Source organism: Buchnera aphidicola (Anoecia corni) (assembly GCF_964056675.1).
GTDB lineage: Bacteria > Pseudomonadota > Gammaproteobacteria > Enterobacterales > Enterobacteriaceae > Buchnera_E > Buchnera_E aphidicola_B.
Genome location: NZ_OZ060371.1, coordinates 124,756 through 137,969, shown reverse-complemented (window position 1 = coordinate 137,969; position 13,214 = coordinate 124,756). Strand labels below are relative to the sequence as shown.

General features: G+C 23.5%; 10 protein-coding genes. 6 read left to right on the top strand and 4 right to left on the bottom strand.

Annotated elements, in window-relative coordinates; translation table 11 throughout:
* Positions 1–108: 108 nt before the first annotated feature.
* Genes carA through AB4W63_RS00585 form a run of 3 tightly spaced genes read left to right on the top strand, consistent with a single transcriptional unit; the run spans position 109 to position 5,027 of the window.
* The gene (gene carA, locus AB4W63_RS00595; RefSeq protein WP_367681090.1) at positions 109–1,230 is read left to right on the top strand and encodes a glutamine-hydrolyzing carbamoyl-phosphate synthase small subunit; all 1,122 of its coding nucleotides are present in this window, start codon (positions 109–111) and stop codon (positions 1,228–1,230) included.
* 52 nt (positions 1,231–1,282) lie between these two features.
* Positions 1,283–4,516 carry a carbamoyl-phosphate synthase large subunit gene (carB, locus tag AB4W63_RS00590; RefSeq protein ID WP_367681089.1) on the top strand — a complete coding sequence of 1,078 codons (3,234 nt, stop codon included), beginning with the start codon at positions 1,283–1,285 and terminating at the stop codon, positions 4,514–4,516.
* 28 nt (positions 4,517–4,544) lie between these two features.
* Positions 4,545–5,027, top strand: coding sequence for a dihydrofolate reductase (locus AB4W63_RS00585; protein WP_367681088.1), 483 nt, complete (start codon positions 4,545–4,547; stop codon positions 5,025–5,027).
* Positions 5,028–5,060: 33 nt separating this feature from the next.
* Here the strand turns inward: AB4W63_RS00585 and AB4W63_RS00580 are convergent, their stop codons facing one another.
* Together AB4W63_RS00580 and rsmA are read right to left on the bottom strand one after the other, a co-directional pair.
* The gene (locus AB4W63_RS00580; protein WP_367681087.1) at positions 5,061–5,870 is read right to left on the bottom strand and encodes a symmetrical bis(5'-nucleosyl)-tetraphosphatase; all 810 of its coding nucleotides are present in this window, start codon (positions 5,868–5,870) and stop codon (positions 5,061–5,063) included.
* Between the two features lie 106 nt (positions 5,871–5,976).
* Positions 5,977–6,687, bottom strand: a complete 711-nt coding sequence (rsmA, locus tag AB4W63_RS00575) for a 16S rRNA (adenine(1518)-N(6)/adenine(1519)-N(6))-dimethyltransferase RsmA (RefSeq protein ID WP_367681192.1) — start codon at positions 6,685–6,687, stop codon at positions 5,977–5,979.
* Positions 6,688–6,944: 257 nt separating this feature from the next.
* Here rsmA and AB4W63_RS00570 point away from each other — a divergent pair, with 257 nt between their 5' ends.
* Entirely contained in the window at positions 6,945–7,706 is a 762-nt protein-coding gene (locus AB4W63_RS00570; RefSeq protein WP_367681086.1) for a DedA family protein, read from the top strand.
* A gap of 55 nt (positions 7,707–7,761) precedes the next feature.
* On the opposite strand, the gene rplY is transcribed toward AB4W63_RS00570, so the two are convergent.
* Positions 7,762–8,079 (bottom strand): 50S ribosomal protein L25, encoded by a 318-nt coding sequence (gene rplY / locus AB4W63_RS00565; RefSeq protein ID WP_367681085.1) that lies wholly within the window; start codon positions 8,077–8,079, stop codon positions 7,762–7,764.
* Between the two features lie 144 nt (positions 8,080–8,223).
* On the bottom strand, positions 8,224–9,072 hold the full coding sequence (gene nfo, locus AB4W63_RS00560) for a deoxyribonuclease IV (RefSeq protein ID WP_367681084.1): 849 nt from the start codon (positions 9,070–9,072) through the stop codon (positions 8,224–8,226).
* Between the two features lie 565 nt (positions 9,073–9,637).
* On the opposite strand from nfo, the gene glyQ reads away from it, so the two are divergent.
* Positions 9,638–10,531 (top strand): glycine--tRNA ligase subunit alpha, encoded by an 894-nt coding sequence (gene glyQ / locus AB4W63_RS00555; protein WP_367681083.1) that lies wholly within the window; start codon positions 9,638–9,640, stop codon positions 10,529–10,531.
* Between the two features lie 22 nt (positions 10,532–10,553).
* Complete coding sequence (gene glyS, locus AB4W63_RS00550; protein WP_367681082.1) at positions 10,554–12,623, top strand: glycine--tRNA ligase subunit beta; 2,070 nt, start codon at positions 10,554–10,556, stop codon at positions 12,621–12,623.
* Positions 12,624–13,214 lie beyond the last annotated feature (591 nt).

Below are 13,214 nucleotides of genomic sequence, written 5' to 3'. Positions count from 1 at the left end.
ATAAAGTATAACTACATGTTATTTATAAGCAATAATATAAAAAACAATGTTTAAATTAAATAAACGTACATATATACAATTTAATGCAAATTTAATAGAGGTTTTATTTTGGTGAAATCAGCCGTATTAGTTTTAGAAGATGGTACTTCTTTTTATGGAAAATGCATAGGAAAACAAGGATTTTCTATAGGAGAAGTAGTTTTTAACACTTCTATGACAGGTTATCAAGAAATTTTAACGGATCCTTCATACTTTGAGCAAATTATTACTTTTACGTATCCTCATATTGGTAACATTGGAGTGAATTCTGAAGACGAAGAGTCTATGAAAGTTTATGCTAAAGGAATGATTATTCGAGATTTATCTATAATTCCTTCTAATTATAGAAGTGAAATGTCTTTACGTAATTATTTAAAAAAACATAACGTTGTAGCAATATCTGGAATTGATACTAGAAAGTTAACTTTGTTAATTAGAAAAAATGGCACTAAAAATGGTTGTATTATGAGTTTAGATATAGGAAATTATGATGATGCTTATAGATTAGCTAAAAGTTTTTATGGATTAGAAAACACAAATTTAGTAGACATGATTACTACTAAGCATAAGTATTATTGGAATCCTATAGTGAAGAAAAAAGAGAATAGAAAAAAAAGTTTTTCAACAAGAAAAAAATTTTTTGTGGTCGTTTATGATTTCGGAGTAAAAAAAAGTATATTAAGTATTTTGCATAACAAAAATTGTATTTTATTAATTGTTCCATCTTACACTAATTACAAAGATGTTTTACAATTAAAACCAGATGGAATTTTTCTTTCTAATGGACCTGGAGATCCTCGTCCATGTGTTTATATAATTAATACAATAAAAGAATTTTTAAAAAAAAATATTCCTATGTTCGGCATATGTTTTGGTTACCAATTGCTAGCTTTAGCGAGTGGAGCCAAAATAATAAAAATGAAATACGGACATCATGGTTCGAATCATCCTGTAAAAAACATAAATAATAATACTGTATATATTACACCTCAAAATCATAATTTTTCAGTAGATCATAACTCTATTAAAAGCAACATTAAGATTACATATATTTCTTTGTTTGATAATACAATACAAGGGATTTCTATAAAAGGTAAAAAAGCGTTCGGTTTTCAAGGTCATCCAGAATCTAGTCCTGGACCGCAAGATATTGTTCATTTATTTGACGATTTCATTAATCTAATGCAATAAGTAATTAAATTAGTAATGATATATATATATAACTAGTAAATAGAGATTTAATATGCCAAAACGTACTGATATAAAGTCTATTTTAGTGCTTGGAGCTGGTCCCATAGTAATTGGACAAGCTTGTGAATTTGACTATTCTGGAACTCAAGCATGTAAAGCTTTAAGAAAAGAGGGATATAGAATAGTTTTAGTAAATTCTAATCCTGCTACTATTATGACCGATCCTAATATAGCACATGCTACTTATATCGAACCTATTCATTGGCGAGTAATTAAAAATATAATTAAAAAAGAAAAGCCAGATGCGATACTTCCAACAATGGGTGGGCAGACAGCTTTAAATTGTATTCTAGAGTTATATTCTAGAAACATTTTACATGATTTTAACGTAGAAATATTAGGTGCTTCTATAGAAGCTATAAAAAAAGCAGAAGATAGAAATATATTTAAAAAGTTAATAAAAAAGATAGGATTAGAAACAGCTAAGTGCGGAATAGCTCATAATATAATTGAGGCTTATGAAGTATTAAAAAAAGTAGGATTTCCTTGTATAATAAGACCTTCTTTTACTATGGGAGGAAGTGGAAGTGGAATAGCGTATAATTATGAAGAATTTAAAAATATTTGTATTTCTGGATTAGAATTATCTCCTATTAAAGAGTTATTAATTGATGAATCTTTAATAGGATGGAAAGAGTTTGAAATGGAAGTTATAAGAGATAAAAATAATAATTGCATTATTGTATGTTCTATTGAAAATATAGATCCAATGGGAATTCATACAGGTGATTCTATAACGATTTCACCAGCTCAAACTTTAAGTGACAAAGAATACCAAATAATGAGAAATGCATCTATTTCTGTAATAAAAGAAATAGGGGTTGAAACAGGTGGAGCAAACGTGCAGTTTGCTGTAAATCCAAAAAATGGCAGAATGTTAGTAATAGAAATGAATCCTAGAGTTTCTAGATCATCAGCATTAGCTTCGAAAGCTACTGGATTTCCTATCGCTAAAGTAGCAGCGAAATTATCAGTAGGTTATACGTTAGATGAATTATATAATGATATTACTGGTTCTATAAAAATGCCAGCTTCTTTTGAACCGTCAATAGATTATTGTGTTGTAAAAATTCCTAGATTTAATTTTGAAAAATTTGATGGTTCTAATGATAGATTAACAACACAAATGAAATCTATCGGAGAAGTAATGGCTATCGGAAGAAATTTTCAAGAATCTATGCAAAAAGCAATTTGTAGTTTAGAAATAGGAAAAAGTGGTTTTGACTCTATGTTTATTAATGATTCACACATAGATATAAAAAAAATTAAATATGAATTGCAAAATCCTGGATCTGATAGAATTTGGTATGTAGCAGACGCTTTTCGTGTTGGAATGTCATTAGATGAAATATATTCTATGTCTAAAATAGATAAATGGTTTTTAGTACAAATATGCGAAATTGTTAGCATAGAAAAACAAATTACAAATATGAAATTTCAGTTTATAACAAAAGAATTTTTTAGTTTTATAAAAAGAAAAGGTTTTTCAGATTTAAGAATATCTTTGTTAACTAAAACAATAGAAGAAAAAGTTAGAAAAAAAAGAAAAGAGTTTAATATTTTTCCTGTTTTTAAAAAAATCGATACTTGTGCTGGAGAATTTCCTTCTGAAACATCTTATTTATATTCTACATGGGAAGAAGAATGTGAATCTAATCCTAGTGGGAATAAAAATAAAATAATTATTTTAGGTAGTGGTCCAAATAGAATAGGTCAAGGAATAGAATTCGATTATTGTTGTGTGCATGCTGCTATTGCTTTGAGAAAAGATGGGTATGAAACTATTATGGTGAACTGCAATCCAGAAACAGTTTCTACAGACTATGATATTTCTGATAGATTATATTTTGAGCCTATATTTTTAGAAAATGTACTTGAAATTATAAGAATAGAAAATCCGAAAGGAGTGATCGTTCAATATGGAGGTCAGACACCGTTACGGTTAGCAAAAATATTTAATAAAGAAAATGTTCCTATATTAGGAACTTCATTTCATTCAATTGATTTAGCTGAAAACCGTTATCTTTTTCAAAAGATAGTTCAAAAATTGCGATTAAAACAACCTAAAAACGTTACTGTAAATAATTTTATTGAAGCAAGAGAAGAAGCGAAAAATATAGGTTATCCTATAATGATTAGACCTTCTTATGTATTAGGTGGAAGAAATATGCAGATCTTTCACAAACAAGAAGATTTAGAGAATTATTTTTGTAGTAGAAAAAGCGATAATGATAAATTTGAGTATCCAATACTATTAGATGAATATTTACATAATGCAGTAGAAGTAGATGTAGATGCGATATGTGATGGAAAAACAGTGTTTATTGGAGGTATATTAGAACATATTGAACAAGCCGGAGTTCATTCTGGGGATTCTGCATGTTCTATTCCAGCTTATACTCTTACTCAAAAAATACAAGAAAGAATTAAAGAACAAGTAAAGCAGTTAGCATTATCTATGTCTGTAAAAGGATTAATGAATGTACAATTTGCTATAAGAGATAATAAAATATATTTATTAGAAGTGAATCCGAGAGCTTCTAGAACTATTCCGTTTGTTTCTAAATCTATAGGAATTCCATTAGCTCAAATTGCTGTTAAGGTTATGTGTGGAAAATCTTTATTAGATCAAAAAATATTAAATAAAATTATTCCAAACTATTTTTTTGTTAAAGAAGTTGTATTACCTTTTCATAAGTTTCAAGGGGTTAATCCTATGTTAGGTCCTGAAATGAGATCTACAGGGGAAGTAATGGGAATAGGAACAAATTTCCCAGAAGCTTTTTCTAAAGCTATGTTAAGTGCTTCTATAAATATTAAAAATAATGGAAGAGTTTTGTTATCTATAGGTGATAGAGATAAGAATTCTATTATTAATATAGCTAGAAAATTAATAAAAAGCGGATTTACATTAGATTCTACTATTGGCACTCATTATTTTTTAAAAAAACATAATATATGTACTAGATTAGTTAATAAATTGTATGAAAATAGACCAAATGTACAAGACAGAATAAAAAATGGAGAATATGTGTATATTGTATATACAGCTTCATGCATTGAATCAATAAAACATTCTGCGCTAATATATAGCGAAGCTATACAACAAGGTGTTCACTTTGATTCTACTATTAATGGATCGTTTGCTACTACGATGACTTTAAACATTAAGGATGTTTCTCGTTACAAAGTTAGAAGTTTACAATCTATTCACAAAGTATTTTAATAATATTGTTCAGGAAAGGAGAATATTTTTGACGGTTAGTATGATTGCAGCTATTTCAAATAATTTTGTTATAGGATATAAAAATAAAATACCTTGGAATATTCCAAACGATTTATTTTGGTTTAAAAAAAATACTATCAAAAAAGTTGTTTTAATGGGAAGATTGACGTGGGAATCAATTGGAACACCTCTTCCGATGAGAGTGAATCTAATATTAAGTAAAAAAAAAACTTATTTTCATAAAAATGTTATTTCTATCACTTCAATAGAAGAGGGTTTAAAAATCAGTAAAATATTAGATCTAGAGTTAGTAATCATTGGAGGAAGTTCTATATATCATTCTATGTTACCATGGTCTAAAAAAATATATTTAACTTGTTTGAACACATGTTTTCATGGAGATACGTTTTTTCCTATTTTAGATAAATCGGAATGGAGTCAAACATTTTTTATGAAACAAAAAGACAAGCTTAATTTTTTTTCCTATACATTTACTATATTGGAAAGATAAATATTTTTTTTTATAATAATAAAAAAATTTAATTTATTTTAAAAAATTTTGTTTGTATATTTTGTTTTCTTCCCATTTTAATACTGACAATGACCCCCCCCAACAACAGCCAGTATCTAACGCGATAATTTTTTTTGGAGTTCCTTTTCCATTTAAGGAAGACCAATGTCCAAATATTATAGTAAAATTTTTTAAATTAGAGTTATTTATATTGAACCAAGGAATTAAATTCGTATTTTTTATAAGTTTTGGATTTTTTTTGCTATTGAGTTCTAAAGTTCCATCTTTGAAGCAAAATCTCATTCTAGTAAAAGCGTTGATTATAAATTTAATTTTTTCTATAGAAGAATTCGTTTCTTTCCAAGTAGTTGAATTATTACCTCTAATTATTTCTAAAATATTAAAAAAATTATTTTTTATTAACATGTTTTTAATTTTTTGAGTATATAGTTTTATTTTTTGCAAATTCCATTGTGGATAAATTCCAGCATGTGATAAAATAAATTTTTTTTTTTCATTTATTCGTGCTATAGGTTTTTTTCTTAACCATGAAATTAATTTCGAATGATCCGGAGCATTAAAAATTTGATTCATATAGTTTTTCATATATTTTCTATTTTTGTAAGCTAAAATTAGATTTAAATCGTGGTTACCTAACACAATTTTTACTGATTTTCCTAAAGAAAATAAATAACGAAGAACTTCTAAAGAGTATTTACCACGTCCTACTAAATCTCCTGTAGACCACAATTCATCTTTTTTTGGACAAAACTTTATTTTTTTTAATAATAAAACTAATTCTCTATAACATCCATGTATATCTCCAACAAAATATGTACTCATAGTTCACCTAAATGAATGATATTATCAATAAGGTAAATATTTTACCAAATTTATAGCAAATAACAAATATTACTTTTTTAAATATTGTAATAGATTTTATTATTTTTTAAAAATTTAAGTGTTTAGATAATAAACAATATTGGCTAATTGATAAATTTTGAGCACGTAGTAAAGGATTTATTCCTAATTTAATTAATTTTTCTTTTGGAAATAAAGAAGATAAGCTATTACAAATAGTTTTTCTTCTTTGATTAAAAGCAACTTTTGTTATATAGCTTAAAGTATTGACATCGTATTTTGAACACAGATTATCATTTTTTTTTTTAAAAGAAACAAAACAAGAATCTACTTTTGGAATTGGTTTAAAAGAATTTGGGGAAACGTTTTCAAGGATTTTTATTTTAAAATAAAATTGTGATACGACAGTTAGTCGATTATAAAACTTAGATCCTAATGTTGCTACTAGTCTAAGAACTACTTCCTTTTGTAACATAAAATGCATATCTTGAATAATATGATGATGTTTAAATAAAGAAAAGATTATTGGAATAGAAACATTATATGGTAGATTGCCAAATATTCTAAGTAAACTATCCCTATTTTTTTTAATTTTAACAAAATTAAAATTAATTGCATTTTCATTAAAAATTATTACATTATTAAGTTTACGATTATTTTCCATTTTTTTGCATAATTCTTTATCTATTTCAATAACTATCATTTTTTTTAATAATTTACTAACTGGAATAGTTAAAGCGCCTAATCCTGGTCCTATTTCTATTATTTGTTCTTCTTTTTTTATTTTTAGAAAAGATATTATTTTCTTAATAATATTTTTATCAATTAAAAAGTGTTGTCCAAATTTTTTACGATTTTTTTTTTATATGAGAGCATAATATAATATATCTCAACAAAGATTTATGTGATGTAAGTAAATTTAATAGTATAGTTGTTAAACATTTTTTATTTAATAAATTTTTTTTTGTAAATAAAATTGTTATTTATTTGAATTGGAGTAGTCTTTTGTTCTATATTATAGAAATGTCAAAAAAATAAAAGATAAAGATAAAATTTATGATACACTGGTTCTCGTATATTACTTCTGAACATTCTGAATATATTTTAATTTTTATTTCACTTATTTCTTTTTTAGAATCTTTTATAATAATAGGATCATTTCTTCCTGGAATGATTTTAATGTCTATACTAGGTACTTTTATAGGGAGTAAAAAAATAAATTTCTATTATGCATGGATTTCTAGTACTTCAGGTTGTTTGCTAGGAGATTGGTTATCGTATTATTTAGGATTTTTATGTTCTAATTGGATAATACGTTGTCATCTATTTAAGAAATATAATTCTATTGTAGTTAAAGCAATATATGCATTAAATAAATATAGTGTACCAAGCATATTTTTTGGAAAACTTTTAGGATTTACTAGACCTATAATTCCTGTCCTTTCTGGAATGTTAAAGGTTCCAATAAAAACATTTTTAATCCCTAATTTATTTGCATGTATATTGTGGCCTATAATATATTTTTTTCCTGGAATTATAACAAGTATAGTTATAAATAGTCCAAAAATTAAGCAAAATAGTTTATTTAAATGGTTAATGTTATCTGTTCCAATATTAGCTTGGATAATAATAGTTTTATTGTGGAAATGGTGGAGAGAAGAATTTAGTACAAACAGATTATGGTTAAATAGATATATAAACAAAACATTTTTTTTGTTGATTATTTCATGTCTACTTTTGACTATTAGCATTTTTCAATTACAATATTATCCAGAACTAAATGTTTTGAAGAATTTAATATACAATATTATTATATAAATGTATTTAGTAAATATTTTTCACTATATTTGGAAAATGCAATATAAATAATTAGTTAAATAATAGTATTATTATTAATAATAATGAAGTCTATATGCAATAATTTTTGTTTAAATGGATGCCATTGTACGTTTTTTATTTTTACAAAATAAACATCTAAATTTATTTTTATTTTTATATTTTTTAAATAAAAGTTTTTATTTTTTTGTAAATGAAAAACAGTATCGTGGTCTAATGTAATAGGTATAGAAATACGGGGTTCATGACCATATATTACAGATGGAAATTTATTTTTTAATCTTATTTTTCTACTGTTGTTAGTTCCCCTTTTTTTTCTATACATGGCGTTAACACTAAATGTATAATTTTTCACAAATATTTTCCTTAATATGTAAATTTTATTAAATATAAAAAAATATATAATTTATAGTTTATATCGAACAGTTAGAATTTCTATATAAAATAAATAATATTATATATTTACACTAAAAACAATAATTTATTTATAAAAATTATATTAATAATTTTTACATATAGATTTTAACCAATTTATTTCTTTGCTCCATAAATTTTTATTACTAGTTTCTAGTATTAAAGGGATATTATTAAATCGAGAATCATTCATTATATAAGAAAAAGTTTTATTTCCTATATTTCCTAAACCTAAATTATGATGTCTATCTATGCGACTATTAAACATAGTTTTAGAATCATTTAAGTGCATTGCTTTTAGATATTTTAATCCAATTATTTTTTCAAACAATAAAAATGTTTTTTTAAAAGACTCTTTTGTTCGAATGTCATATCCAGCGGAAAATAAATGACATGTATCAAGACAAACACCTATTCTAGATTTATCATGTGTATTTTTAATTATATTAGCAATATGTTCAAATTTATACCCAACAGAACTTCCTTGTCCAGCTGTATTTTCTATTACCAGATTAACTGATTTTGTTTTTTTTAATGCATAATTAATGGATGAGGATATTAATTTAAGACAATTTTTTTCAGAAATTTTTTTTAGATGATTTCCAGGATGAAAGTTTAATAAACATAATCCTAGTTTTTGACATCGATTAATTTCGTCTAAAAAAGCTATTCTTGACTTTTGTAGTAACTGAGTATCAGGGTTTCCTAAATTAATTAAATAACTAGCATGAGGAATTATGTATTTATTAGAAAACTCGCATATATCACACGCTGATTTAAATTTTAGTATTGTTTTTTTATCTAGATTAGGAGAATTCCAACGAAGTTGATTTTTAGTAAAAAATGAAAATGCAGTAGATTCAAGTAGTTTTGCTCTAAATACTGCTTTATCAATTCCTCCAGATGTACTAAAATGAGCTCCAATATATTTCATTAATTTTTACCTGTATTTATTAATAACTAGATTAGTATTGTAACGTAAAATAAAAAAATTGTTTGGAGATTTAATAAAATATTTTAAATGTTTTAAATATTTTTTAAAAAAAATATAATAATAAAATCATTGTTAGCGTTTTGAATAACGGATTCAAAATGTAAACGTTTATTTAATAAATCTAAAAACAAAATATTTTATTAGGTAAATTTAATCAGAAATTTTATTAAGACTAAATTCATTCAAATAACGTTTGGTTAAATTTAATCGTTAAGTTTTAAGTAAATTTTTGAACAAAAAAGATAATATTGAATGTTTATAAATATTTTTGTTACTAATTACTATTTAATATCATAAAAATTTGAAATTAATTAGAACTTATAAAGTGATATATATATTTATATTAGAAGAAATTTTAAATTTTTATTTTTAATTTAAAGAAAAATAAAAAAGTTTTTTAAAAAAAATAAAAAATGATATTTTGTTACAATGAGTTATATATAAAATAGGGTTTTTCTACTAAACTGTAAGTAGTGTTAACAGAATAAATAACGTTGGATTTTTAATGAAAGAATTTGAAAATATTACATTTATTAGTATAATAAACATTTTAAAGAAATATTGGAGCAGTAAAGGTTGCGTTATTATTGAACCATTAGATCTTCCAGTAGGAGCTGGAACTTTTCATCCTGAAACGTTTTTTAATAGTATAGGAAAAAAATCTTTTTCTAGAGCGTATGTACAAGCATCCCGACGTCCTTCTGATGGAAGATTTGGGAAAAATCCAAACAGATTACAACATTATTATCAATTTCAAATTATAATAAAACCTGCCCCAAATAATATTCAAGATTTATTTTTAAATTCTTTAAAACAATTGAATATACATAGTACAGAACAAGATATACGTTTTGTAGAAGATAATTGGGAAAATCCGACTTTAGGTGCTTCAGGAATTGGATGGGAAGTATGGATTAATGGCATGGAAGTTTTTCAGTTTACTTATTTTCAGCAAGTAGGAGGCGTTGAATGTGATCCTGTTGCTGTTGAAATTACTTATGGTTTAGAACGATTATGCATGCATATACAAAATATTGATAATGTATACGATATAGTATGGGGTTTATCAAAGCATAAGAAAGTATATACTTACAAAGAATTATTTTTAGTTAATGAAAAAGAACAATCAATGTATAATTTTAAATATTCTGATACGAATACTTTATTTTGTTTATTTGAAATGTATTTAAAAGAGACGGAACGTTTATTAAATTTAAAAAATCCATTAATTATTCCTGCATATGAAAATCTTTTACATGCAATTCATAATTTTAATTTGTTAGATGCAAAAAAAGTTATATCTGTAACAGAAAGGCAAAATTATATTTTAAAAATACGAAGTTTTTCAAAAAAAATAGCGAATATTTATTTTCTTAGAGAAAATACTCTAATTACATAAGTACTTGAAACAGTGAAAAATAATGAAAAAAAAAACATTATTAGTAGAATTAATTACTGAAGAACTACCGGCAAAAAATTTGTTTGGTTTATCAAAACTATTTTCTAAATTAGTAGTTAATGAATTAATTTTTTATAAAATTAAGTATAAAAATGTAGAATGGTTTTCTTCTCCTAGAAGATTAGCTATAAAAGTAAATGGAATAAATAATTTTTCTATAGAATTAAAAAAAAAACAGAGAATAAATAAAAAATTATTTTTTTTTAAAAATAAAAAAACAATTAAAGAAAATGAAAAAAAAGTACAATACCATTATTCTGATTTAGAAAACTATAAAAAATATAAAAAACAATTATATACCAATAGTGAATATATTGAAAATAATAAAAATGAATATATAGAATTTATATTTTCTAAAATAGTTTTAATTTCTCTAAAAAAATTAACTTTAAAATCAACTATAATGAGTTGGAATAACAAGAGTATAAAATTTATACGTCCTGTGAGAAACCTGTTGGTGTTATTAGATGAAAAAAATATTTTAGTAAATATTTTTGGAATGCAATCTAACAGATTGACGTTTGGACATTTTTATATGAATAAAAGAGTAATTTCAGTTATAGAAGCAAAAGAATATCCATTAATTTTAGAGAAAAAAGGACAGGTACTAGTAAATCATTATGTTAGAAAAGATGTAATTTTAAAAGATTTAAAAAAGAAAGCTGATTTAATTGGTGGTATTGTAAAATTTTCTAAAAAATTATTAGAAGAAGTAACTTCTTTAGTAGAATGGCCTAAAGTGTTAATTGCTTCTTTTCCAAAGAGGTTTTTATCTATTCCTTCTGAAATTATCACCCATATAATGGAAAGAGATCAAAAATTTTTTCCTATATTCGATAAAAATAACAATTTAATAAATAAATTTTTATTAGTTTCTAACATTTCTCCTAAATGTTCACGTGGTATAGTGAATGGTAATGAAAAAGTAATAATTGCTAGACTTTCAGACGCTCAGTTTTTTTTCTCTGTTGACCGCAAAAGAAAATTAAAAAAATGTTTTGCAGATTTAAAAAATATCATTTTTCATACGTCTTTAGGTTCTTTATTAGATCGAAGCAAAAGAATTATTAGATTAGTAAAATATGTATGTAGATTAACTAATAAAAATAATGTTCTATCTATACAGGCTGCTAAACTTTCTAAATGTGATTTAGTAACTAATGTTGTAAGAGAATTTCCAAAAATGCAAGGAAAAATAGGTAGTATTTATGCTTTGTTAGATGGAGAAAATAGAAAGGTATCTTTAGCTATAAAAGAACAGTACGATAACATTAACATAGAGGAAGACGTTCCTGATAGTGACATATCGTGTAACTTAGCTATTGCTGACAAAATAGATATGCTTACAGGAATGTTTATTGCAAACAGTAGAGTAAGTAGTAGTGGGGATCCATTCGGTATGAGAAGATCTTCAATAGGTTTAATTTTAATTATATTAAAAAAAAAGTTAGATATTAACATCGATAATTTAATAAGTACTGCAGTTTCTTTATATAAGGTTAATGATGCAGTTCATAATAGAGTTATGATAAAAGTAAAAAACTTTTTATTGGATAGAATCTTTAATTTTTATGTAAATAAGAATTATAATAAGTCTGTAATTAATTCTGTTATTTTTGGAAATGATATTAATTTTGTTAGTATTAATAATAAAATAAATTTTATAAATAATATTTATTGTTCTAAACAATTCATTCAATTAATAAATTTATACAAAAGGTTAAACAAAATATTAAAGAAGAATAGTATTCTAATTTCAAAAAAAATAAAATTTTTTTTATTGGAAAATAAACAAGAAAGAGTTTTATATAAGTATTTCATATTTATTAAAAATAAAATAACTTTTTTAAAAAATGAAAAAAAATATAAATCTTTCTTTTTTTTATTGAACAAATTGACCAATTTAGTAGACTATTTTTTTAAAAAAGTGTTAGTAAATGATAAAAATATAGAAATTAAGACGAATAGATTATCTCTTTTAAATTTTATATTTGTTTTTCTAAATAGTGTAGTTAATTTTTCTTTTTTTTAATTTTTAATGTTACATATAATTAATAAGAAAACGGTTTACTATTTTTTAAAATTATAAATGTTAATATTACATAATTTATTGTTAAGTTAATAATAAGTTATTAACTATTATATAGTCATTTATTAATTTTTTAGATTATTTCAAAATCAAAAATTGAATTTTGTTTGAACAATTATTAAAAATAACAAATAATATGATATTGTAGAGTTTTACTAGACTGTATTAGTTATCAATTATATTTGTACAAATATATATTTCAATTTAATTATTTATCTAGTATAGATTCATATTATTTATTGAATATAAAAAACAATATATATATATTGATTAATAAGTAAAAAACTATTTATTTTTTAAATTTTAAATAGAAATTTTTATTTAAATATTTTTAATTAAAACAATTTTTATATATTGAGGTTTTTTTCCATGAATACTGTTTTTTATAAATTTTAATTAAAATATGAATGTATACATTTGAAATTAAAAATTTATATTTAATATAAAAATTAAAGTAAATACAAAATATAAATAAATATAAGCTGTGCAATAGCTGTTGTAGATAAAATTTTAGCATATAAATAGTTTTGTTTT